Origin of the sequence: Micromonospora sp. NPDC049089 (genome assembly GCF_040648775.1) — a bacterium.
Lineage (GTDB): Bacteria > Actinomycetota > Actinomycetes > Mycobacteriales > Micromonosporaceae > Micromonospora.
Genome location: NZ_JBEZEH010000052.1, coordinates 1 through 23,200, shown reverse-complemented (window position 1 = coordinate 23,200; position 23,200 = coordinate 1). Strand labels below are relative to the sequence as shown.

Here is a 23,200-nt window from a genome sequence, read left to right as displayed (position 1 = left end):
GCGAGGGGTGCGGGGTGGCCGCTCAGTCGGCAGGGGGTGGCGGAAGGCCGCCGCCGGGTCACGGCAGCGGCCTTCTCCGGGCGGGTCTCAGCCCTGGACGCCGAGGCGCTCCAGGATCAGCTCACGCAGCGTCTTCGCGTCGGCCTGACCACGGGTGGTCTTCATGACCGCGCCGACCAGCGCGCCGACCGCCGCGACCTTGCCGCTGCGGATCTTGTCGGCGATGCCGGGGTTCGCGGCGATCGCCTCGTCAACGGCGGCGGTGAGCGCGCCGGTGTCCGACACGACCTCCAGTCCCCGGCTGGTCATGATCTCGGTGGGCGAACCCTCACCGTCGACCACGCCCTCCAACACCGTGCGGGCCATCTTGTCGTTCAGCTTGCCGGCGTCGACCAGACCCTGAAGCTCGGCAACCTGGGCGGGGGTGGCACCGATCTCGGCCAGCTCCACACCGCTCTCGTTGGCCCGGCGGGACAGCTCACCCAGCCACCACTTGCGGGCCGCCGCCGGGGTGGTGCCGGCGGCCACGGTGGCCTCGATCAGCTCGACCGCGCCAGCGTTCAACACCGACTGCATGTCCAGGTCGGAAAGGCCCCACTGCTCCTGAAGGCGACGCCGGTGCACCCGGGGCAGCTCCGGCAGAGCGGCCTTCAGCTCGGCGACCCAGGCCGGGTCCGGGGCGATCGGCACCAGATCCGGCTCGGGGAAGTACCGGTAGTCGGTGGCCGTCTCCTTCGAGCGACCCGGGGTGGTGTCACCGGTGTCCTCGTGGAAGTGGCGCGTCTCCTGGGTGATCCGGCCACCCGCGTCCAGCACCGACGCCTGCCGCAGCATTTCCGAGCGGACCGCCCGCTCCACCGACCGCAGCGAGTTGACGTTCTTCGTCTCGGTACGGGTGCCCCACTCCGCGCCCGGCAGGTTGAGCGAGGTGTTCACGTCGCACCGCAGCGAACCCTCCTCCATCCGCACGTCGGAGACGCCCAGGGTGCGGATCACGTCCCGCAGCTCGGCGACGTACGCCTTGGCCACCTCGGGGGCGAGCGCACCCGTGCCCGTGATCGGCTTGGTGACGATCTCGACCAGCGGGATGCCGGCCCGGTTGTAGTCGACGAGCGACTCCGTCGCCCCGTGGATGCGGCCGGTGGCGCCGCCGACGTGCAGCGTCTTGCCGGTGTCCTCCTCGAGGTGCACCCGCTCGATCTCGATCCGCACCGTCTCGCCGCCCACCTCGACGTCCAGGTAACCGTCGACACAGATTGGCTCGTCGTACTGGCTGATCTGGAAGTTCTTCGGCATGTCCGGGTAGAAGTAGTTCTTCCGGGCGAACCGGCACCACTCGGCGATCGAGCAGTTCAACGCCAGGCCGATCCGGATGATCGCCTCGATGGCCGCCTTGTTGGCCACCGGCAGCGACCCGGGCAGGCCCAGGCACACCGGGCAGACCCGGGTGTTCGGCTCGCCGCCGAAGTCGGTCGGGCAACCGCACCACATCTTGGTGTTCGTGCCCAGCTCGACGTGGGTCTCCAGGCCGATCACCGGTTCGAAGCGCGCAACGACCTCGTCGTACGCGGGCAGTGTCGTGGTCATGAGACGCTCCAGGCGCGATCCGGACAGAACGTGTCCAGCCTAATGGGGTTGTCCGATCAATCCTCGGGCGGGTTTCGTCGGGGGCGCGTGGCGTCGTCGGCGGCGGGGTAGGGAACGGCGATGACGAATACGGGGAGAGAGCCAGGAGTGCGGGCCCGGCCGGTCATGGAGGCCCGGCGGCGCTCAAGCCGGCGGATGACCAAGGCTGCGGTGGTGCTGTTGGCGGCGACCGTCCCCGCCACGTTCGCCGTCGGGCTGCTGATCGCCGACGGGAAACGGGATGCCGGCGACCCGCTGATCCGGCTGCTGCTCCTCCTGGTGACTGCGACGCTGGGCGTCGCCGTCATCCTGCTGATCAACGCATGGATGACGAAGAACTCTTCTGTGTCCGACGGCACCGACCCGGCCAGCCGGCGGCGGGTGAAGGCGGCACTGCGCGATGGGTCGACCAGCGACCCACAGGTCGACGCGCTGGCCCGCAAGGAGGCTGAGCAGCAGGTACGTCGACGGTGGGTGCCCTGGGCCCTCGGTGTGGTCATGGCGTTGCAGGTGCTGCACGCCATCAGCACCGACCGCACGTCCACCCGCTGGACAGCCGGGCTGGGCGCGGTGGTCTGGGCGGTGGTGCTCTACCAGCACTGGCGCACCACCCAACGGGCCCGCCGCTATCTCGCCGGTCCGCCAACCGCCGAAACAGCCGAGGCGGGTCACGGACCGGCGTGAACCGCCCGTCCCGACCCGCCTCGGCCCCGTTCGTTCCTACAGCGCCGGCGGGGTGAACGTGCCGATCGCCGACTCCAACGCGGCGGCGACCCGGTACATCCGGTCGTCGGCCATCGTCGGGGCCATCACCTGCAGACCGACCGGCAGCCCCTCGGAGAGCCCACACGGCACCGAGATGCCCGGCCCGCCGTACAGGTTCGTCGGAATCGTGTAAAGGTCGGCCAGGTACATCTGGTACGGGTCGGCGGTCCGCGCACCCATCGGGAACGCCACCGACGGGGTGGTCGGCGAGATCAGCGCGTCGACCCGCTCGAACGCGGCAGTGAAGTCCCGGGTGATCAGCGTCCGAACCTTCTGCGCCTGCCCGTAGTACGCGTCGTAGTAACCCGACGACAGCGCGTACGTGCCGATCATGATGCGGCGCTTGACCTCCGGGCCGAAGCCGGCCTCGCGGGTCAGCGACATGACCTCCTCCAGCGACCGGTTGCCGTCGTCGCCGACCCGCAGGCCGAACCGGACACCGTCGAACCGGGCCAGGTTGGAGGAACACTCGCTCGGGGCGATCAGGTAGTACGCCGGCAGGGCGTACGCGAACGTCGGGCAGGACACCTCGACGACCTCGGCACCCATCTTGGTCAGCGCGTCCACCGACTCACGGAACGCGGCCATCACGCCCGGCTCCGCACCCTCGCCCACGAACTCGCTCACGATGCCCAGCCGCACACCGGTCAGGTCACCGGTAGCGCCGAGCTTCGCCGCCGCCACCACGTCCGGCACCGGCTGCGGGATCGAGGTGGAGTCACGCGGGTCGTGCCCGCCGATCACCTGGTGCAGCAGGGCCGCGTCGAGCACGTTGCGGGCACACGGGCCTGGAGTGTCCAGCGACGAGGAGAAGGCCACCAGCCCGTACCGGGACGTGCCGCCATAGGTGGGCTTCGCGCCCACGGTGCCGGTGACCGCGCCGGGCTGACGGATCGAGCCGCCGGTGTCCGAGCCGATCGCCAGCGGCGCCTCGTACGCGGCCAACGCGGCAGCGCTGCCACCACCCGAACCACCGGGGATCCGGCTCAGGTCCCACGGGTTGTGCGTCGGGCCGTACGCCGAGTATTCGGTGGACGAGCCCATCGCGAACTCGTCCATGTTGGTCTTGCCGAGCATCACCGTGCCGGCCTCCCGCAGCCGCTGCACGATCGTCGCGTCGTACGGCGGGCGCCAGCCCTCCAGGATCTTCGACCCCACTGTGGTCGGAATGCCCCGGGTGGCGAGCACGTCCTTGACCGCGACCGGCACACCCGCGAGCGGGCCCAACTCCTCGCCGGCGGCCCGGCGCTCGTCCACCGCGCGGGCAGCGGCGAGCGCGCCCTCGGTATCGACGTGCAGGAAGGCGTGCACCCGGTCGTCGACCGCGGCGATCCGATCCAGGTGCGCCTGGGTCACCTCGACTGCGGACGTCTCGCCCCCAGCGATCAGGGCCGCGATCTCCGTCGCGGTCATACCAATGAGATCGCTCATGAGGCCACATCCTCGGTCAGGATCCGCGGTACGCGGAACCGCTGGTCCTCGGCGTCGGGCGCGCCCGACAGCGCTTCCTCCGGGGTCAGGCACGGCGTGACGACGTCCTCGCGGAAGACGTTCGTCAGCGGCACCGAGTGCGAGGTCGGCGGGATGTCCGCGGCGGCGACCTCGCCGACCTGGGCGACCGCCTGGAGGATCACGTCGAGCTGGCCGGCGAACGTGTCCAGCTCCTCCTCGGTGACGGCGAGCCGCGACAGGCGCGCCAGGTGCGCGACCTCCTCGCGGGAGATGGCGGCCATCCGTGCCCCCTTCTGAATTCCTGCTGGTCGGGCGATGTGCCGGCCGCGCGACAGGTGGAGCGTGACACGCGGTGACCGGAGCGAGTCTATTGTTCCGCTCCGGTGCCGCGTCCCCGACTCCCCCTCCAGCGGCCCTCGCGCCGGGTCAACGGGTGGGGCGGCGAGCGGCATCCGGCTGCGGGTGCCCGCCGGTCGGCCGGACCGGCCGGTACCGGGTCAGCCAGGTGACCAACTCCTCGGCCGGCATCGGCCGGGCGTAGAACCAGCCCTGCGCGGCGTCGCAGCCGGCGGCGTGCAGCATCCGCCAGGTCCGTTCGTCCTCGACACCCTCGGCCACCACGCGCAGCCCCAGCGCGCCGGCCAGCTCGATCATCGACCGGACGATCGCCGCGTCGTCGGTGTCGTCGGCCATACCGAGGACGAACGACCTGTCCACCTTCACCTCGGACAGCGGCAACCGGCGCAGGTGCTGGAGCGAGGAGTAGCCGGTGCCGAAATCGTCGAGCGCGATGGCCACCCCGATCCGGTGCAGCCGGGAGATGGTGGCCAGCACCCGACGCGGGTCGGCCATCAACGCGCCCTCGGTGATCTCGACCTGAAGCCGCTCGGCCGGCACCCCGTAGCGGGCCAGCCGGTCGGCGATCTGGTCGGCGATCTCGCCGGTGTGCAGGTCACGGACGCTCACGTTCAGCGCCGCGCGCAGGCCGATGCCGGCCGCCGACCACTTGGCGAGCTGCTCCACCACGTCGTCGACGACACGGCGGGTGAGCAGTCGCATCACGGCGCTCTGCTCGGCGACCCGGATCAGTTCCTCCGGGTCGACCATGCCCCGACGGGGGTGCCGCCACCGCAGCAGCGCCTCGACGCCGACCACCTCGCCGGTCGCGATGGCGATCTGCGGCTGGTAGTACATGGTGATTTCCCCGGCGTCGTCGGCCGGCTCCTCGTCCGCGTGTGCCCACCCGGTCGGTTCGAGCGGCTGCCCGGGTGTACCCGGCCCGACGTCCCGCCGCGCCCCGGTGCGACCCCTGCCCAGCGCGCTCCCGTTCGGGGACCGCCGACCGATCCCGCCCCCGGCGCGCCGCTCCCGGGCCGACCCGGAACGGGTGCCGGCAACAGTGGCACGGGCGTTGCGGCCCCGGATCGGGTCGGCTCCGGTGGCGATCCGGTTGATCAGCTCATCGGAGTGCACCAGGTCGCCGTCGGTGTGCCGACGGCGGGCCCACCACCGGGCAGCTCCCGGCCGCGCGGTGGCGACCGCCGACGCCGGGTCCGCCGCTGGCGCGGACCGGTCCGACGCCGCGGTGGGCAGCGCACCCTCGGCCGGCGCGCCGGTGGGCAGCGCCGCCCCGTCACCGCCGCGCACCTCCGCCGACGCGACAAGGGGTACGTCGGCAGTCCGCTCGGCGTCACTCGGCCCGCTGTGCCGACCGTTGCCGTCCGGCTGCGCGTCCTCCTCCGGGGCTGCCGCTTCGACCTCTGCGGGCAACTCCGTCGACGGGCTGGCTTCCAGTACGCGCCGCAGGTCGGCGAGGAGGCCGAGTCGCTCGGCGGAGTTGTGGTCGGACTCCGGGGCGTACACGGCCACCGTGTCGTTGCGGTGCTTGGCGTCGTACATCGCCACGTCGGCGTGGCGCATCAGGGTGGCGAAGTCCTCACCGTGCTCGGGGAAGAGAGCGATTCCGATCGACCCGCCCACGTCCAACGGCAGCCCGTCGAGCGGCACCGGCTCGGCCAGCGCCTGGACCACCCGGTCGGCCAACTCCCGCGCCTGAGCGACGTCGGTCAGCCCGGTCATCACGATCGCGAACTCGTCACCGCCGAGCCGGGCGATCATCTGTGGTCGGGGCTGCATGTCGGTCAGCCGGGCGCTCACCTCGACCAGCAGCCGGTCGCCCACGGCGTGGCCGAGGGCGTCGTTGACGTTCTTGAAACGGTCCAGGTCGATCAGCAGGAGCGCGAGCTGCCCGTCGGGTTCGCCGCGTGCGGTCCGCTCGGCGTGCAGGTGCACCTGCTCGGCGACCTCCGCCAGCAGCGCCTTGCGGTTGGGCAGCCCGGTCAGCGGGTCAGCGGCGGCGAGGTGCTGCTGTTCGTTGGTCAACCGCGCCATCCGGTAGACGGCGAAGAGCGGCACCAGCACCAGCGGGATCAGCGCGGCGCTGACCCGCGCCGCCGCGACCAGCACCGGGGCGAGCAGCAGCAGCGAGCCGGTGGAGAGCAACTCGAAGCCGAGGCCCTGGCGGAGGGTGGGCCACCACCGGTCCCCGAAACGCAGCCGCACCGCCCAGCTGACCAACCCGTAGTTGACGACGAACCAGGCCAACGCGGCACCGCCGACGGCGGCCACGTCGGTCCAGTGCAAGCGCCCGCCGGAGAAGATGGTGCCCGAGCCGAGCTGGATCACCCCGTACGCGGCGGCGAGGGCACACACGTACTGGCCGACGTTGAAGGCCGTACGCCACGCGGCGTGCCGCATCCGCCAACCCGAGACGACCACGCCCACCGCCTGCACCACCACCGCCGGGCCGAGACCCCAGCCGAGCAGGATCGCGAAGGTGAAGCAGGTGGACGGGAACACCGCCGACGTCTGCCGGCGCCCCGGTGGCACGAACGGGCGCGCGTCGCAGACCACAGCGAGCGCGGCCATCGTCCAGAACGCCACCGGCAGGTCGGGCAACTCGTCGGGGAGCGTCGCGAGTGGAACGGCGGCGGTCAGCGCGGCGACCGCCAGGATGCCGGCGACGAAGGCGGCGAACGGTGCGACCCGTCCCGCAGGAAGCGAGTTGCGTGGGTCGGCGACCTCCACCACACCTCCTGACCGACCATCGGCGTGCCGGTGCGCGCGCCGTGACCCAATGAAACGCCCTCGGCCCCCAGTTTCCCGGTATGACAGTCACGAATCGGTCGTAGTCGTAATTAAGTTGGTATACGCGGCCAGTCGCCGTGCCCAGCGACCGGCCGGGTCACTCCCCCAGCTGAGCGACCTCGCGCGCGGCGTCCGGGCCCGCTTCCAGCAGAAGCCGGAACCCGTCCTCGTCGAGCACCGGCACCTTGAGACTGACGGCCTTGTCGGCCTTCGACCCGGGGTTGTCCCCCACCACCACGAAGCCCGTCTTCTTGGAGACCGACCCGCTGACCTTGCCGCCCCGGCTCTGCACGGCCTCGGCGGCCTGGTCGCGCGAATAGCCGGCGAGGGTGCCGGTCACCACCACAGTCAACCCCTCCAGCGGGCGCGGCCCCTCGTCGACGGCCTCCTCCGCCATCCGTACGCCGGCCTCGGCCCACTTGCGGACGACCTCGCGGTGCCAGTCCACAGCGAACCATTCCCGGATGCTGGCGGCGATGGTCGGCCCGACGCCGTCGACGGAGGACAGCTCCTCCTCGGTGGCCGCGTCGATGGCGTCCATCGAGCGGAAGTGCCGGGCGAGCGCCTGGGCAGCGGTCGGGCCGACGTGCCGGATGGAGAGCGCCACCAGCACCCGCCAGAGGTCCCGTTCCCGGGCGACCGCGAGATTGTCCAGCAACTTGGTGGCGTTGGTGCCCAGGCTGCCGTCCTTGTTGACGAAGAACGGCGACCGGGACAGTTGCTCGGCGTCGAGGTGGAAGAGGTCGCCCTCGTCGCTGATGATCTCCGCGTCGAGCAGGGCGGCGGCGCCCTTGTAGCCGAGCACCTCGATGTCGAAGCCACCCCGACCGGCGAGGTGGAACACCCGCTCCCGCAACTGCGCCGGGCAGCTGCGGGTGTTGGGGCAACGGATGTCCACGTCGCCCTCCTTCGAGGGCGCGAGCGGAGTGCCGCAGGCCGGGCAACTGGTCGGCATGACGAACGGCCGGGCGTCGGCGGGCCGCAGATCGACCACCGGGCCGAGCACCTCGGGGATCACGTCGCCGGCCTTGCGTAGCACCACCGTGTCGCCGATCAGCACCCCCTTGCGCTCCACCTCGCGGGCGTTGTGCAGGGTCGCGAGCGCGACCGTGGAACCGGCCACGCGCACCGGCTCGAGCACGGCGAACGGGGTGACCCGGCCGGTGCGCCCCACGTTGACGTCGATGTCGAGCAGCTTGGTGGTGACCTCCTCCGGCGGGTACTTGAAGGCGATCGCCCAGCGGGGGGCACGACTGGTCGACCCGAGCCGGCCCTGGATGGAGACCGGATCGACCTTGACCACCACGCCGTCGATCTCGTGCTCGACGTCGTGCCGGTGCTCGGCGTAGTAGGCGATGAACTCCGCCACGCCGGCCAGATCCGGGACGACCCGCCACCTGTCGCTGGTCGGCAACCCCCACGACCTGAGTGCCGCGTACGACTCGGACTGCGCCGTGGGCTGGAACCCACGACGGGCGCCGATGCCGTGCACCACCAGGCGCAACGGCCGGGTGGCGGTGACCCGTGGATCCTTCTGTCGCAGGCTGCCGGCTGCGGCGTTGCGGGGGTTGGCGAAGGGCGCCCTGCCCTGCTCCACCAGACCCGCGTTGAGATCGGCGAACGCCGCGATCGGGAAGTAGATCTCGCCGCGGACCTCCACCAACTCGGGGACGTCCGGGAATTCGGCGGACGGGACGAGCTGGCTGGGCACGTCCCGAATGCTGCGCACGTTTGCCGTGACGTCCTCACCGGTGCGCCCGTCGCCCCGGGTGGCGGCCCGGACCAGACGGCCGTTCTCGTAGGTCAGGTTGATCGCCAGCCCGTCGACCTTCAGCTCGCACAGGTAGGGCACCGGACCGCCCGCGTCCCGTTCGACCCGCTCGGCCCAGGCTGCCAACTCTTCGTCGGCGAAGGCGTTGTCGAGCGAGAGCATCCGTTCGGCATGGGTGACCGGGGTGAAGTCGGTGGAGAACGTGCCACCCACCCGCTGGGTCGGCGAATCGGGCGTCCGCAGCGCCGGGAACTCCTCCTCCAGTGCCTCCAGCTCACGCAACTGCCTGTCGAAATCGGCGTCGGGGATGGTGGGCGTGTCCAGCACGTAGTAGCGGTACTGGTGCTCGGTCAACTCCTGACTGAGCGCGGCATGCCGTTCCCGGGCCTGCGGCGTCGGCTCAGCCCCGGCCGCCGCCTCCTGCGCCGGGCTGACCTGCTGACCGATCTGCTCCTCGGACACACCGCCACCTTCGGACACGCCTGCGACCTCCCTGATCACGCTACTCCGGCACCGTATCGGGCCGGTGGGACAATCCGCCGCCCACCCGCGCCCGAAGCGACCCTGCCCTCAGCCGCGTCCGGTGATCCCGTGACGCTCGGTAGCCGTCGGCCGGCCGTTCCAGCTACCGACCCACCGAGTGGCGGCCGGCGTGGCGTCGTCGAGGCGTGCGTGCGGGGCGGCGGCGGTGTGGTTGGCGGGCGGCACGGGCGGCGGCGTGCAAGGATCGCCGGACGGTGCGACCGGCGGGTCGCCGCAACACGGAGGTACGGATGCGCGAGGCACTGCTCTGGGCGGTGGCGATCCTGCTGGCCGTGGCGGCCGGCTGGGCGTGGAACAGTTGGCGGCACCGGGTGGCCAACCGGCGTCCGGGCACCCGGCCGGATCGGGGCGACGCCGGTGGCCGTCGTTCCACCCCGCCGCGCCCCCGTGGCGCCGAACGGCCCTCCACCAAACCCCGGTCGCGCGACACGGACCGGCATGGCGACGCCCCGGCGGCCGGCGAGATCTGGTGGGCCGACGTGCCGTACGCCGACGGCACCGGATCGAAGGTGCGCCCGTGCCTGGTCCTGCGTGCCGACTCCCGGGGCGCCGACGTCCTGAAGATCACCAGCCAGGACAAGAGCGACCGGGACGACCACGTCCGCATTCCGACCCGGGACTGGGACCCGGGCGCAGAGCACGACAGTTACCTCAGCCTCACCGAGCCGATCCGACTCAACTCGGCCGCCTTCGCCGACCACGCCGGCCGCTGCGACGCGGACCTGTGGCGGAAGGTCCGCAGCCTGCGCCACCTCCCCACCTCCTGACCACCCCGCGTGGCCGCCCGTCGACCACCCTCGACCGCCGTCATGCCCGCCCGCCAGCCGAGATCGACTCGGGTTCCTGAAAGTCGCGGTGTCCCGAGCTCTCGGATGCCACGGTTTACAGGAACCCGAGTTGATCATGAGCGGGGGTCGGCCGTGCGGGCCGGGGCAGACCACGCCGGCCGCGGCAGTCGGGGCAGACCGCCCCCAGCCGCGCCGGTCGGGGCACACCACGCCGGCCGGGTCAGTCGGGGCAGAACACACGCCGGCCGCGCCGGTCGGGGCAGACCACCCCAGCCGCGCCGGTCGGGGCAGGCCGGGCCGGATCAGTCCCAGGTCGCGCCTAGTGTGGCGAGCTGGTCCGCGTACTCGATGCGGTTGACCCATTCCCGCGGCCAGGCGGTCATGCCGGCGGCCGCGCCCACGAACGCGCCGGCCAGGGCGGCGATCGAGTCGGAGTCGCCGGCGGTGGTCGCGCCCCGGGCCAGCGCCGAGACCGGGTCGTCGGCGTGCCGTACGGCGCAGAGCAGCGCGGTGGCCAGCGCCTCCTCGGCCACCCAGCCCTCCCCGGTGGCCTGGCACGGGTCACCACCGTCGTCCGGCTGCGCCAATGTGTCTGTCAGTCGACCCAGCACCGCCAGGCACTCGTCCCAGCCTCGCGCGATGAACTCCTCCGGCGAGCCGACCCCCGGGCGCTGCCAGAGGTCGCCCAGCCACCGCTCCCGGTAGATCCGGCGTTGGGCGAGCGCCCGCTCGGTGAGCAGCGCGGGCACCTCAGGCAGGGTGGCGCCCGCGCGCAGCACGAAGACCGCATAAGCGGTGAGTTCGCTGGCGGCCAGCCCGGTCGGATGGCCGTGGGTCAGCCCGGCCTGCAACTGGGCCAACCCGGCGAGCGTGTCGAGGTCCACGTCGAGCAACCCGACCGGGGTGACCCGCATGTTGGCCCCGCAGCCCTTCGACCCGCTCACGGTGGCCTCCTGCCAGCGCACCCCACGGCTCAGCTCGGCGCAGGCGCGCAGGCAGGTCATGCCCGGGGCACGGTTGTTGTCCGGGCTGACCGCCCAGGCCAGGAAGCGTCGCCGCAGCAGTGGCTCGACCGCTTCCGGCGTGAACGACGGCGCCTCGTGCAGCGCCCAACCCACCGCCAGGGCCATCTGGGTGTCGTCGGTGACCAGTGCGGGCTCGCCGACCAGCTCGCGTGGACCGGTCGGGCCGTACCGGCGCTCGATCTCGGCGACGGTCAGGAACTCGGTCGGCTTGCCCAGCGCGTCACCGTAGGCGAGGCCGAAGAGCGAACCGGAGGCGCGAAGCGCAGAGGTGTGGATCACGGCGGCCATGATGCCCGGCCGTCGCAACCCACGCCGGTCCGGCCAGCTCTTCCGAAACCGGCGCCCTAGGGTCTGTGTCAAAGCCCCTGGCCGGCCTGCGGCGGGCCCAGGCGACGACCGGCCGCGTTGGAGCTCCGCCCGGATACAACACCGGTATCCGAACGAATCTCCGCCTTGCCGGACCGCCGCCTGGACTCCACCTCGGCTCGACCGAGGACTTTGACACAGGCCCTAGTCCCAGCAGAGGCAGAACGGGTGGCCGGCCGGATCGGCGTAGACGCGGAAGCCCTCACCCTCACCTGGCAGCCGCCGCGCGCCCAGCGCGAGCGCAGCCTTCTCGGCGGCCTCGATGTCGTCCACCGTCACATCGAGGTGGAACTGCTGTGGGCGCTCGGGATCCGGCCAGACCGGTGGGCGCAGGTTGAGCGCCCGTTGGAAGGCGAGGCGCGGCTGGTGACCGGGCGGGCCGCCCAGCACCACCCAGTCGTCATCGGAGTCGCCCTCGTCGAACGGTACGCCGAGCAACTCGGCGTAGAACGCCGCCAACGCCCGCGGATCCGGGCAGTCGATCACCACTGAACGCAGCTGTCCAATCATGACCGTCATCCTGCCCACCGGGTACGACAGGAAACCTCAGTCCTCGGCGAGGCGCCGGCCGGCGTCCCGGCACGCGGCGAGCACCGCCCGCGCGTACTCCGGGGTGGCACCGGCGAGGCCGCAGGCCGGGGTGACCACCACCTGTTGGGCCAGTTGGCGACGAGGGAAGCCGAGGCGGTCCCAGACCTGGCGTACCCGCTCGGCGATCTGCGCGGAGTTCGGCGCGCCACCGGCCGACGGCGGCCGGGTCGGTGCGGCCCCGGCCAGCAACCCGAGGCCGGCGTCGATCGCCTCGCCCAGCGGGTCGAGCTTGGTGACCAGGTCCAGGTCGAGGGCTACCGCGACGGCGCCGGCGGAGCGGATCAGCTCCAGTGGTACGTCCGGGGCGCAGCAGTGCACCAGCGTCGGCACGCCGACCGCCTCGACGACAGTGCGCAGCAGGGCGGCGGCGTCCACCGAGTCGACCGCCCGGTACGCGCCGAACCCGCTCTCGGTCGGCACCCGCCCGGCCAGCACCGTCGGCAGTGACGGCTCGTCCAGTTGCAGCAGGACCGACGCCTGGGGCAACCGGCGGGCGACCGCCGCGACGTGCGCGCGAAGCCCTTCGGCGAGGGAGCCGGTCAGGTCGCGGACCGCGCCGGGATCGCGCAACAGTCGACCACCGATCGGCAACTCCAGCGAGGCGGCCAGCGTGAGCGGGCCGGCGGCCTGCACCTTCATCGGCCCGGCGTACCCCTCGGCCTGCTCGGCGAGCTGGTCCAGGTCGCGTTCCATCAGGTCGCGGGCCCGGCGCAGGTCGCGGCCCGGGCGTGGGGCGACCCGCCACCGCCCCGCGTACACCTCGACCGGCAGCTCGACGAGCAGTCCGGCGGACCGGCCGATGATGTCCGCTCCGGGGCCACGGGCCGGCAACTCGGGCAGGTGGGGCAGCTCGGGAAGCTCACCGAGGACCACCCGCTGAGCCTCGCCGATGTCGGTGCCGGGCAGCGAGCCGATTCCGGTTGCCGCGCCGGCCGGCCAGGGCCACGCCTGATCTGTCACGGGCGAAGGCTATCCCGCGAACACCCGGGCCGTGCGGTCAGCCGGTGATGGTCGCGGAGCCGAGGACCACGTCGCCGGCCGGATCCGGTCGGTACGCCACCACTGCCTGACCGGCGGCGACGCCGCGTACCGGTCGGCGCAGCTCGGCGTGCAGCCGGTCACCGTCGAGGGCGACGGTCGCCGGCACCACCTCGCCGTGCGCGCGCAACTGCACCTCGCACTCGACCGGGGCGTCCGGCCGGGCGCCGCCGGTCCAGACCGGACGTACGGCGTGCACGTCGGACACGTCCAGGGCCTCGGCCGGGCCCACAGTCACCGTGTTGGTCTTCGGCGTGATGGAGAGCACGTAGCGTGGCCGACCGTCCGGGGCGGGCCGGTCCAGGTGCAACCCGCGACGCTGCCCCACCGTGTACGCGTACGCGCCGCTGTGACTACCGACGACAGCGCCGGTGGAGGCGTCCACCACGTCGCCGGGTGCCTCACCGAGCCGGCCGGCCAGGAAGCCGCGGGTGTCCCCGTCGGCGATGAAGCAGATGTCGTGTGAGTCCGGCTTGTCGGCCACGGCCAGGCCACGCTCGGCGGCCTCGGCGCGGACCTGCGCCTTCGTCAGGTCACCGAGCGGGAAGATCGACCGGTCGAGCTGCTCGCGGGTGAGCACGGCAAGCACGTACGACTGGTCCTTGGCCAGGTCGACACTGCGCCGCAGCAGCCCGTCCGCGCCGAGGCGGGCGTGGTGCCCGGTCACCACCGCGTCGAAACCCAGGGCCACCGCCCGGTCCAGCACCGCCGCAAACTTGATCTTCTCGTTGCAGCGCAGGCAGGGGTTCGGCGTACGACCGGCGGCGTACTCGGCGACGAAGTCGTCGACCACGTCCTCGTGGAAGCGGTCGGCCATGTCCCACACGTAGAACGGAATGCCGATCACGTCCGCCGCCCGCCGGGCGTCCCGGGAATCCTCCAGGGTGCAGCAGCCGCGCGCCCCGGTCCGGTAGGTCTGTGGGTTGCGCGCGAGGGCCAGGTGTACGCCGGTCACGTCGTGCCCGGCCGCCACCGCCCGTGCCGCCGCCACGGCCGAGTCAACCCCACCCGACATCGCCGCCAGAACCCTCACTGACCCACTCCCCTTCCCGTCCCCGCCCGTTCCCCCACAACAACCCTATCCACCAGCCCCGAACCCCCCGCCACCCCACAAACCCAACCCCAAAGCCCACGCCCACGCCCACGCCCACGCGACCTTGCACTTTCTGCTGCGACATATGCCGCACAAGACGCGAACAGACGACAGAAAGTGCAAGATCGCGGAAATCAGAGGGTGGGGGCCCGGGGCGAGGGGGTTTAGCGGGGGGTGCGGAGGGCTGCGGCTCGGCGGGCTCGGTCGACTGCTGCCGGGAGGGCCGCGATCAGGGCGTCGACGTCGGTCTGGGTGCTGGTGTGGCCCAGTGTGAAGCGCAGCGAGGAGCGGGCACGGTCGTCGTCGGCACCCATCGCCAGCAGCACGTGCGAGGGCTGGGCCACGCCGGCCGAGCAGGCGGAGCCGGTCGAGCAGGCGATTCCCTGCGCGTCGAGCAGGAGCAGCAGCGCGTCGCCCTCACAGCCCGGGAAGGAGAAGTGCGCGTTGCCGGGCAGCCGATCGGTCGGGTCACCGTTGTAGATCACCTCGGGCACCGCCTGGCGGACCCGCTCGATCAGGTCGTCGCGGAGCGCGGCCACCCGGGCCGCGTACTCCTGCTGACCCTTCACCGCCGTCTCCACGGCGACCGCGAAGGCGACGATGCCTGCGGTGTCCAGGGTGCCGGAGCGGATGTCGCGTTCCTGGCCGCCGCCGTGCAGCAGCGGCGTGGCCGGCACGTCCCGGGCGAGCAGCAGCGCGCCCACTCCCATCGGGCCGCCCAACTTGTGCCCGGTGACGGTCAGCGCGGACACCCCGCTGGCGCCGAAGTCGACGGGCACCTGCCCAACCGCCTGGATGGCGTCGGTGTGGAAGGGCACACCGTGTTCGGCGGCGACGGCGGCCAGCTCGGCCACCGGCTGGACGGTGCCCACCTCGTTGTTCGCCCACATCGCGGTGACCACGGCCACCTGGTCGGCGTGCGCGGCCAACTCGGCGCGCAGGGTCTGCGGGTCGAGCCGACCGACGGCGTCCACCGGCAGCCAACCGACCTCGGCGCCCTCGTGCTGGGCCAGCCAGTCGACCGCGTCCAGCACCGCGTGGTGCTCGACGGCGCTGGAGACCACCCGGCGGCGGTCGGAGCGGGCTGCGCGGCGGGCCCAGAAGACGCCCTTGACCGCGAGGTTGTCGCTCTCCGTGCCACCACCGGTGAAGATCACTTCAGAGGGCCGCGCGCCCAGCACAGCGGCCACCTGTTCGCGTGACTCTTCGACCCGGCGGCGGGCACGGCGGCCCGACGCGTGCAGGGAGGACGCGTTGCCGACCTCGCGGGCGGTAGCGACGTACGCCTCCAGTGCCTCATCGAGCATGGGAGTCGTCGCCGCGTGATCCAGGTAAGCCATCACCGTTCAGCGTACGGCCGACACCTTGGGGACCGGATGCCGGAGGGGACTGCGCGCACGGGCCGGGGCGGAACTCCACCCCGGCCCGACGCGTGCGGGCCCGGTCAGGCGGGCACCGCGGTGACGACGATGTTGTCGCGGTACTTGCGCGCCTTGGCGTCGAACGGCCCACCACAGGTGATCAGGGTCAGCCGCGGCTTGCCGTCGCGGGCGAAGTACCGGTCCAGCGGGATCTTGGTCTTGTCGTACTCCTCCCGGGCCACGACCCGGTACTTGCGGGCCTCGCCATCACTGCCGGTCGCGGTCAGGGTGTCGCCCTGATCGAGCTCCCGCAGCCGGAAGAACGCGCCCTTGCCCTGCTGGGCGCTGTCCACGTGACCAGCGATGACGATCGAGCCGGCGTTCGCCTCCAGGCCGGGCCCGTACCGGTACCAGCCGATCTTGTCGACGCTCGGCGGCACCTCGAAATCGTTTGTCCGCTTGTTGATGCCGACCGCGTTGATCGTGGCGGTGACGTCGATCGCCGGGATCACCAGCCGCACCGGCGGGACGATCTCCGCCCCGGCCGGCAGTTCGCCGACTGTCACCGGGACAGACTGGCCATCGGCCGCGCTGGCCGACGGGGTCGGGGTGGCGGTCGCGAGGTTGGCCGCCTCGTCGCCGCCCACGTCCTCGGCCGGCTGGGAGCCGCACGCCACGAGCGTGGCGACGGTGAGCGCGGCAACGCCGGCGGCCAGGGCCGCCAGCGCGCCGCGATTGCGCACCGTCACTTGCGGCCGGTCCGCGCGGTCGCCATCCGCACCCCACCACCAAGGAGCAGGAGTACGCCGGCGCCGGTGAGCACGTACCACCAGGTGTCCACGCCCGTGCCGGCCTGACCGCCGTCACCGCTGGGCACGCCACCCGGGGCGGAGTGCAGGCCGGTGATGGTCTGGGCCACCACGTCGAGGGTCTTGCCCTCGGCGGAGCCGATCGCGTAGACGATCGTGGCGGTGCCCTCCTTGAGGTTGAGGTCCGCCGGGCCGATGGCCACGGTGTCGGTGCCGGCCAGCACCACGTCCGCCTTCACCTCGCCCGCGTCGACGTCGCCCTTGGCCTCGTTCGGGTTGGTGAGGTCCTCGAAGACCGGCTTGCCACCGGCGCGGACGTCGACCGCCGGAGCGGCGGCGGTGTGCCGGACGATCAGCCGCGCCTTGCCGGCGTCGACCTTCGAGACGTCGTTCACGAACGGGGTGATCTTCGGCTGGCCGGCGGCGTCGAGGTGGGCCGCGATGCTGATGTTCGCACCGCCCGGCACCGCGGCGTTGTCGACCTTGAGGATCGCGCTGCCGATCGGCTCGCCCGGCTTGGTGAGCGCGATGTCGTAGTCGCCCTCCTCCAGGTTCAGCGGGCCGGCGACGTCACCGGGCTTGAAGTTGTCCAGCGTCTTCTTGCCGTTGACGTAGACGTCGACCGGGGTGTCCGGAATGCCGTGCACGACGGAGACCTTCGACGTGGCGGCGTACGCCGGGCCGGCGGTGAGCCCACCGACGCCGGCGAAGGTCAGCGCGGCTACCGCGCCGCCCGCGGCGACCCGACGGAAGTACGAGAGCTGCATGTCTGCCTCCTGGTGATAACTGCTGATTCGTCAGGCCTGGCTTGCAGAACGGGTTACGCCGGCTGTCGGACGGGTGGATGCGCCCCGGAGGCACTTTTCTTTTCTGGCCCCGACCGCATCCGCAACGGGGTCGGGAGACGAAGAGCAGGTGAGATGACATCGACCGGGGAAGTGGGGCGGAGACTGTGGCAGCTACAGTCGGGTATGCCCCATCGAAGGCGAGCCGCCCGATGACGGCGCTACGACAGGAACCGGACCCTCCGGTGGACGACCTCGACCGCAGGTTCCGTGACGGCGACGACGTGGCGCTGCGCGAGGCGTACGACCGCTACGGTCGTGCCGTGCTCCATCTGGCCACGTCCATGCTGGCGAACCGCAGCGACGCCGAGGACGTCACCCAGGCGACGTTCGTCGCCGCCTGGTTGGGCCGCGACACGTTCGACCCGTCCAAGGGGTCGCTGATCGGTTGGTTGCTCGGTATCGGCCGGCGGAAGGTGATCGACCGGATGCGCGCCTCGGCCCGGGAGACCCGGGTGGTGGAGACGGTCCGACAACTGCCCGAGCCGGCGCAGACCGAGCCGGATCCGGACCGCGTGGTGGACCGGTTGGTGATCGCGGACGAGTTGGCTCGCCTCCCGGACGACCAGCGACGGATGCTGGAGCTGGCCTTCTACGACGACCTGACACACCAGCAGATAGCCGCGGTGACCGGTGTGCCGTTGGGCACCGTGAAGAGTCACATCCGACGCGGCATGGCGAGCTTGAAGCGCAGATGGGAGGTGGACGGTGCAGCACCTGGACCACGACCGGCTGGTATTTCTGGCACTCGGTGAGAGCGAGGCGGACAACGGGGAGAGCGCCCACCTCGCCACCTGCGCTCTCTGCCGCGCGGAGGTCGCGAGCCTTCAGCAGGTGGCGGGGCTCGGCACCGAGACGCAGGGCCTGGCCGACCTGCCCGACCCACCGGAGCACGTCTGGCAGGGCATCGAGGCCCAGGTCAGGGCGGCGGAGGCCGGGCCGTTGCTGACCGAGACCCGCCGACACCGGGTGCCCGGGCAGGCCGACACCACGACGGCCGGGCAGGCCGACACCACGACGACCGAGCGGACCTCCGGCGCGGCCGCCGGGTCGACGGTGACCCGGCTGGACCCGGCGCGGCGATCCCGCCGGGGTCGCGGCTGGTCCGGTTGGGTGGCCACAGCGGTGACCGCGGCCGCCGCCGCGGCGGTCGCCGTCGTGGGCACCGTCTCGGTGCTCCGACCGGACGATCAGACGCCCACCCCGACGCCGGTGGTGGTGGCGAGCGCTCCGCTGGCCGCGTACGGCGCGACCCCGCCGACGGCCAAGGGCGACGCCCGGGTTTTCCAGGACGGCCAACTACATCTGCATGTGGCGAATCTCCCGAGCGTCCCCGGGTACTACGAGGTCTGGCTCATCAATCCGACGACCATGGAGATGTTCTCGGTCGGCACCCTGGGTGGCGGCGCGGACGCCCTGCTACCCCTGCCTCCGAATGTCGACCTCAAGAGCTACTCGGTGGTCGACGTCTCCGCCGAGCAGTACGACAACAACACCCGCCACTCCGGCGACAGTCTGCTGAGGGGCTCCCTGACGGGCTGATCGGCGGGCCGGCGCAGCTCCCCGGCTCGCCGATCAGCTCCCTTACGGCAGTGGGCGCCCGTGCGAACGGGCGGCCACCGACGTATCGCTGGCTTACTTGCGCTTGCGGATCTCCTCGGCAGCCTGCGGGACGATCTTGAACAGGTCGCCCACCACCCCGAAGTCGGCCAGCTCGAAGATCGGCGCCTCGCCGTCCTTGTTGACCGCGACGATGGTCTTCGAGGTCTGCATGCCGGCCCGGTGCTGGATCGCGCCGGAGATGCCGAGGGCGACGTAGAGCTGCGGGGAGACCGTCTTACCGGTCTGGCCCACCTGGAACTGGTGCGGGTAGAAGCCGGAGTCGACGGCCGCGCGGGACGCGCCGACGGCGCCGCCGAGCAGGTCGGCGAGCTCCTCGACCAGCTTGAAGTTGTCGGCGTTGCCGACGCCCCGACCCCCGGAGACGACCACGCCGGCCTCGGTCAGCTCGGGGCGGGAGCCCTTCTGCTCGGCGACCCGCTCGACGACGGTGGCCAGCTTGTCGGTGTCGGTGACCGACACACTGAGCTGCTCGATCGCCGGGGTGGCCGCCGCCGGGGCGGGGGTGACCGAGTTGGGCCGGACGGTGACCAACGGCAGGCCCTTGGTGACCTTGGACTTGACGATGGTGGAGCCGGCGAAGGCGATCTGGGTCGCGGTGCCGTCGGCGTCCAGGCCGACCACGTCGGTCAGGATGCCGTTGTCGAGCTTGACGGCGAGCCGGGCGGCGATCTCCTTGCCCTCCTGGGCCGACGCCAGCAGCACGGCGGCCGGCTGCACGCGCTTGACCAACTCGGCCAGCACCGTCGCCTTGGGGGCCACCAGGTAGCCGTCGATCTCGTCACCCTCGGCGGCGTAGATCTTCTCCGCGCCGTACTCGCCCAGCTTGCCGCTCAGCGCCTCGGCGGCACCGGCGCCGCCGAGCACCACAGCGCTCGGGGTGCCCAGCTCACGCGCGAGGGTGAGCATTTCCAGGGTGACCTTCTTGACGCCGAATTCCTTTGTGGCTTCGACGACGACGAGAACCTCGGACATGTCAGACCCCCCTCTCACACGAACTTTTCGGTGGCGAGGAACTCGACCAGCTTGACGCCGCCCTCGCCCTCGTCAGTGATCTTGGCGCCGCCGGAGCGCGGGGGGCGCTTGGTGTGTTCGACGACGGCGCTGGTGGCACCGTCGAAGCCCACCTCGTCGGCCGCGACTCCGAGGTCGGCCAGCGAGAGCGTCTGCACCGGCTTCTTCTTCGCGGCCATGATGCCCTTGAAGGAGGGGTAGCGCGGCTCGTTGATGGTGTCCCAGACGGAGACGACGGCCGGGGTGGCGGCGGTGACCACCTCGTAGCCCTCCTCGGTCTGCCGCTCGACGGTCAGCGTCGTGCCGTCGACGGTGAGCTTGCGGGCACCGGTGAGCGCCGCGACGCCCAGCCGCTCGGCGATCATGTGCGGCATGACCTGGACCCGGCCGTCGGTGGACTCGGCACCGCAGATGACCAGGTCGGCGTTGAGCTGACCGAGCGCGGCGGCGAGCACCTTCGAGGTGGCGACGGCGCACGAGCCGTGCAGGGCGTCGTCCAGCACGTGCACGGCCTTGTCCGGGCCCATGGAGAGCGCCTTGCGGATCGACTCGGTAGCCCGGTCCGGACCCATGGTCAGGATGGTGACCTCGCCGCCGTGCGCTTCCTTGATCTTCAGCGCCTCCTCGATGGCGTACTCGTCCATCTCGTTGATCACGTTGTTCGCCGAACCGCGGTCGACGGTGTTGTCGTCATTGCGCAGGTTGCGGTCCGCGCCCGAATCAGGCACCTGCTTGACGAGTACGACGATGTTCATCGCGCTTCGACGACCCTCCTGTGTGGTGTTGCGATTCGCTCGCCCGGTATGGGGCGCAGCGTCGCGCGTCGGTCGACGCCAGGTCAACCGCGGGCGGTTGTGCAGTTGCCCACGGCGCAATGTTACCTGCCAGTAGGTTGCACTCCCGCAGCACTCAGAGTGACACAGCTCACCGACGCGCGGCCGGTCAGGCCGGCTCGGCCAACGCGACCCGGATCTGGTCGATGGCCGCCGCCTCGGCAGGCACCACCCCGTCGTGCGCGCGGGCCACCTGGTCCGCCGCGGCCAACACCAGATCGCGGTACGCGTCCACGTCGCCTGGGGACTTCTCGCGCAGGATCCGCACCGCCTCACCCAGCGCCGGCAGCACCACCGACTCGATCTCCAGCTGCGAGTCCCGCGGAAGTCGCGGCAGCGGGCCGGTGGTCAGCGCCTCCTTGACAGTGCCACTGGCGTCGGCCAGCGCGCCGGAAGCGGCGATGCTCTCCCGGATCACCCCCAGCACACCGGGATCGGCGTTGGAAACCAGGAAGACGGCACCGAAGGCACCGGTCTTGAGGGTCAGGCGCTCCTCGTCCGTCAACCGCTGTTCCATGATCACGGAGTGTAGACGTACGGGGTGGTGGTGGTGACCGCGACGAGGCCGAGCCGTTGGAGGATGGGCCGGCTGTCCTCGGAACAGTCGACCTGCATGAGCGTCCGACCCCGCTGCTCGGCGAGCCGCGCCCGGTAGTTGACCAACGCCCGGTAGATGCCCTTGCGCCGCCACTGCGGCAGGGTCGAGCCACCCCACATCGTGGCGAAGCCGGTGTTCGCCGGGAACCGCACCCAGCCCGCGCTCACCACCGTCCCACCCGCCTCGGCCACCACCACGGTGATCGAGTTCGGGTCGGCGTCGATCTCCTTGGCCAGTCCCGTCACGAGGTGCGAGCGATCCTCCTGCCAGACCTCCTCCTCCATGGCGGCGATCCGCTCCAGGTCCTCCCGGGCGGTCACCTCACGCAGGCGTACCCCCTCGGGAACGACAGGCAGCGCGGCGGCCAGCGGGGCGACCGGCCCGACCACGACGGTCTCGCGGTCCTCCGGCACGAAACCGGCAGCGCGCAGCCGGTCCGCCAGATCGGCCGGCTCGTCGTGCTCGTTGAGCTTCCACTCGACAGACTGGCCGCGCTCACGGAACAGCTGCACCTGCCGGGCGATCAGCTCGTCCAGCGCGTCACCTGTCAACCCGCCCAGGGTGCGGTAGGTGAGGAACCCGCCGGCGTCGAGCCCGATGATGCGGACCAGCGGCCCGTCCCGCTCCACGGAAACCCCGGCCGGAACCGGGTCGGGGATCTCCGGGCGGAGTTGGTTGTCGTAGGCGTCGCGCAGCGTCTGTACGTCGAGATCAGTCACCGGACCAGGCTAAGCGGGAAGGGAAACGGATATTCTCCCACTGTGTGGGAGGCGATCAGGCGGTGGTTCGACCCGGCGGAGGCACGCGCTGTCGGTGAGACACCGGACTACCGGTTCTCCCTGGCCAACGAACGGACCTTCCTCGCCTGGCTACGCACCGGGTTGGCACTCGTCGGAGGCGGGCTGGCCACCGCGCAGTTCCTGCCACCCCTGCCGATGAGCCACCTGCGGGAGGTGATCGCGGTGTCGTTGCTGCTGCTCGGCGCGGCGGTCGCGATCCGCGCGGTGGACCACTGGGCGCGTACCGAGCGGGCCATCCGGCTCGGTCAGGAGCTGCCCGCGTCCCGGTTTCCCGCCATCCTGGCGCTCGCCGTCGGCGTCGGCGCCTTACTGCTGGTGGTCGCCGTCCTGCTCCGCGCAGTCGGCGGGCGGTGAGCACCGGACGCGATCCCGGGCTGCAACCGGAGCGGACCCGGCTGGCCTGGCGGCGCACCCTGCTCACGGTGACCGTGGTGAGCGTGCTCGCCGTCCGGCTGGCGGCGACGGGCGGCCCGACCGGTGCGCTGATCGCCGGCGGCACCGTTCTGGTGTGGGGCACCCTGCTGGTGCTCTGCTGGCCCCGGGGCACCGGCACCGGTCCGGCCCGCACCGGCGGCCGGACACTGCCCCTGGTCACCGTGGGCACCGTGGTGCTGGCGTTACTGGGGGTGCTGCTGGTCCTGCGCGGACTGGGGTGACGCGCGCCGGTGAGTCATCATGGGTGCATGGCCCGGCTTGGCGTACTCCTCTTCCTGGTGCAGATTGTCCTCGCCGTCTGCGCGCTGATCAGCTGTCTCTCCGCCGAGGAGGGCAAGATCCGCGCCCTTCCCCGGATCGCCTGGGTGCTGATCATCTTGTTCTTCCCGCTGGTCGGCTCGATCGCCTGGTTCATCGTCGGCCGGGAGCCCAGCGCCGGCGCGGGCAAGGGTTGGCCGGGCGGCGGCGAGCGGCAGCGTCCTCGGCCGGTGGCCCCCGACGACGACCCGGAGTTCCTGCGCTCCGTCGAGGAACGCGCCCAGCAGCAGGACCAGGAGCTGTTCCAACGCTGGGAGGAAGACCTGCGGCGACGCGAGGACGACCTGCGCCGCCGCGACGGTGAGCCGCCGCGCGAGGGCGACCGACCGGAGGTGTGAGCGCACCGCCGCCGCCGGCGCGGG

Annotated in this window: 23 protein-coding genes; 7 read left to right on the top strand and 16 right to left on the bottom strand. The window is 71.9% G+C overall.

The annotated features are described in order from the left end of the window. Nucleotides 1–87: 87 nt before the first annotated feature. A complete protein-coding gene (gatB, locus tag AB0B48_RS11960) occupies nt 88–1,587 on the bottom strand; it encodes an Asp-tRNA(Asn)/Glu-tRNA(Gln) amidotransferase subunit GatB (protein ID WP_145785165.1) in 1,500 nt (499 codons plus the stop codon). 195 nt (nt 1,588–1,782) lie between these two features. On the opposite strand from gatB, the gene AB0B48_RS11955 reads away from it, so the two are divergent. Continuing rightward, complete coding sequence (locus AB0B48_RS11955) at nt 1,783–2,310, top strand: hypothetical protein (protein ID WP_357199570.1); 528 nt, start codon at nt 1,783–1,785, stop codon at nt 2,308–2,310. 36 nt (nt 2,311–2,346) lie between these two features. Here the strand turns inward: AB0B48_RS11955 and gatA are convergent, their stop codons facing one another. From gatA to ligA, 4 genes are all read right to left on the bottom strand, one after another. Beyond that, nucleotides 2,347–3,822: an Asp-tRNA(Asn)/Glu-tRNA(Gln) amidotransferase subunit GatA gene (gene gatA, locus AB0B48_RS11950; RefSeq protein WP_357199567.1), complete on the bottom strand. Its 1,476-nt coding sequence runs from the start codon at nt 3,820–3,822 to the stop codon at nt 2,347–2,349. Beyond that, on the bottom strand, nt 3,819–4,124 hold the full coding sequence (gatC, locus tag AB0B48_RS11945) for an Asp-tRNA(Asn)/Glu-tRNA(Gln) amidotransferase subunit GatC (RefSeq protein ID WP_354889995.1): 306 nt from the start codon (nt 4,122–4,124) through the stop codon (nt 3,819–3,821). Before gatC ends, gatA begins: the two co-directional genes overlap by 4 nt. Nucleotides 4,125–4,269: 145 nt before the next feature. Then, on the bottom strand, nt 4,270–6,930 hold the full coding sequence (locus AB0B48_RS11940; protein ID WP_357199563.1) for a bifunctional diguanylate cyclase/phosphodiesterase: 2,661 nt from the start codon (nt 6,928–6,930) through the stop codon (nt 4,270–4,272). Nucleotides 6,931–7,087: 157 nt separating this feature from the next. Next, nucleotides 7,088–9,223, bottom strand: coding sequence for an NAD-dependent DNA ligase LigA (gene ligA, locus AB0B48_RS11935; protein WP_357199560.1), 2,136 nt, complete (start codon nt 9,221–9,223; stop codon nt 7,088–7,090). A 311-nt stretch (nt 9,224–9,534) separates the two neighbouring features. Between ligA and AB0B48_RS11930 the strand changes: the two genes are divergently transcribed. Continuing rightward, nucleotides 9,535–10,071 (top strand): type II toxin-antitoxin system PemK/MazF family toxin, encoded by a 537-nt coding sequence (locus tag AB0B48_RS11930; RefSeq protein WP_355005347.1) that lies wholly within the window; start codon nt 9,535–9,537, stop codon nt 10,069–10,071. Nucleotides 10,072–10,394: 323 nt separating this feature from the next. On the opposite strand, the gene AB0B48_RS11925 is transcribed toward AB0B48_RS11930, so the two are convergent. The 7 genes from AB0B48_RS11925 to AB0B48_RS11895 form a co-directional block, all read right to left on the bottom strand. Beyond that, nucleotides 10,395–11,405, bottom strand: a complete 1,011-nt coding sequence (locus AB0B48_RS11925) for an ADP-ribosylglycohydrolase family protein (protein ID WP_357199556.1) — start codon at nt 11,403–11,405, stop codon at nt 10,395–10,397. A 222-nt stretch (nt 11,406–11,627) separates the two neighbouring features. Further along, nucleotides 11,628–11,993, bottom strand: coding sequence for a VOC family protein (locus AB0B48_RS11920; RefSeq protein ID WP_357199553.1), 366 nt, complete (start codon nt 11,991–11,993; stop codon nt 11,628–11,630). A gap of 36 nt (nt 11,994–12,029) precedes the next feature. Beyond that, nucleotides 12,030–13,034 carry a methionine synthase gene (locus AB0B48_RS11915; RefSeq protein WP_357199550.1) on the bottom strand — a complete coding sequence of 335 codons (1,005 nt, stop codon included), beginning with the start codon at nt 13,032–13,034 and terminating at the stop codon, nt 12,030–12,032. Between the two features lie 37 nt (nt 13,035–13,071). Then, nucleotides 13,072–14,145 (bottom strand): tRNA 2-thiouridine(34) synthase MnmA, encoded by a 1,074-nt coding sequence (gene mnmA, locus AB0B48_RS11910; protein ID WP_357199547.1) that lies wholly within the window; start codon nt 14,143–14,145, stop codon nt 13,072–13,074. A 224-nt stretch (nt 14,146–14,369) separates the two neighbouring features. After that, entirely contained in the window at nt 14,370–15,545 is a 1,176-nt protein-coding gene (locus AB0B48_RS11905) for a cysteine desulfurase family protein (protein ID WP_357199544.1), read from the bottom strand. A 104-nt stretch (nt 15,546–15,649) separates the two neighbouring features. Beyond that, nucleotides 15,650–16,315: a class F sortase gene (locus AB0B48_RS11900; RefSeq protein WP_357199541.1), complete on the bottom strand. Its 666-nt coding sequence runs from the start codon at nt 16,313–16,315 to the stop codon at nt 15,650–15,652. After that, on the bottom strand, nt 16,312–17,142 hold the full coding sequence (locus AB0B48_RS11895) for a DUF4397 domain-containing protein (RefSeq protein ID WP_357199538.1): 831 nt from the start codon (nt 17,140–17,142) through the stop codon (nt 16,312–16,314). Before AB0B48_RS11895 ends, AB0B48_RS11900 begins: the two co-directional genes overlap by 4 nt. Nucleotides 17,143–17,372: 230 nt before the next feature. Here AB0B48_RS11895 and AB0B48_RS11890 point away from each other — a divergent pair, with 230 nt between their 5' ends. After that, nucleotides 17,373–17,975, top strand: a complete 603-nt coding sequence (locus AB0B48_RS11890; RefSeq protein WP_357199535.1) for a sigma-70 family RNA polymerase sigma factor — start codon at nt 17,373–17,375, stop codon at nt 17,973–17,975. Beyond that, nucleotides 17,929–18,762, top strand: coding sequence for an anti-sigma factor (locus AB0B48_RS11885; RefSeq protein ID WP_357199532.1), 834 nt, complete (start codon nt 17,929–17,931; stop codon nt 18,760–18,762). Before AB0B48_RS11890 ends, AB0B48_RS11885 begins: the two co-directional genes overlap by 47 nt. A gap of 93 nt (nt 18,763–18,855) precedes the next feature. Here the strand turns inward: AB0B48_RS11885 and AB0B48_RS11880 are convergent, their stop codons facing one another. From AB0B48_RS11880 to AB0B48_RS11865, 4 genes are all read right to left on the bottom strand, one after another. Next, nucleotides 18,856–19,815 (bottom strand): electron transfer flavoprotein subunit alpha/FixB family protein, encoded by a 960-nt coding sequence (locus AB0B48_RS11880; RefSeq protein ID WP_354943294.1) that lies wholly within the window; start codon nt 19,813–19,815, stop codon nt 18,856–18,858. Between the two features lie 14 nt (nt 19,816–19,829). After that, nucleotides 19,830–20,609: an electron transfer flavoprotein subunit beta/FixA family protein gene (locus tag AB0B48_RS11875; protein WP_357199528.1), complete on the bottom strand. Its 780-nt coding sequence runs from the start codon at nt 20,607–20,609 to the stop codon at nt 19,830–19,832. A 187-nt stretch (nt 20,610–20,796) separates the two neighbouring features. Next, complete coding sequence (locus AB0B48_RS11870) at nt 20,797–21,210, bottom strand: hypothetical protein (RefSeq protein ID WP_357199525.1); 414 nt, start codon at nt 21,208–21,210, stop codon at nt 20,797–20,799. Next, a complete protein-coding gene (locus AB0B48_RS11865) occupies nt 21,207–22,004 on the bottom strand; it encodes a GNAT family N-acetyltransferase (protein WP_357199522.1) in 798 nt (265 codons plus the stop codon). Before AB0B48_RS11865 ends, AB0B48_RS11870 begins: the two co-directional genes overlap by 4 nt. 42 nt (nt 22,005–22,046) lie before the next feature. Here AB0B48_RS11865 and AB0B48_RS11860 point away from each other — a divergent pair, with 42 nt between their 5' ends. Genes AB0B48_RS11860 through AB0B48_RS11850 form a run of 3 tightly spaced genes read left to right on the top strand, consistent with a single transcriptional unit; the run spans nt 22,047 to nt 23,176 of the window. Next, a complete protein-coding gene (locus tag AB0B48_RS11860; protein WP_355005360.1) occupies nt 22,047–22,439 on the top strand; it encodes a DUF202 domain-containing protein in 393 nt (130 codons plus the stop codon). Continuing rightward, complete coding sequence (locus tag AB0B48_RS11855) at nt 22,436–22,741, top strand: DUF202 domain-containing protein (RefSeq protein ID WP_357199519.1); 306 nt, start codon at nt 22,436–22,438, stop codon at nt 22,739–22,741. The genes AB0B48_RS11860 and AB0B48_RS11855 overlap by 4 nt, the downstream gene beginning before the upstream one ends. 27 nt (nt 22,742–22,768) lie before the next feature. Next, entirely contained in the window at nt 22,769–23,176 is a 408-nt protein-coding gene (locus AB0B48_RS11850; protein WP_357199516.1) for a PLD nuclease N-terminal domain-containing protein, read from the top strand. Nucleotides 23,177–23,200 lie beyond the last annotated feature (24 nt).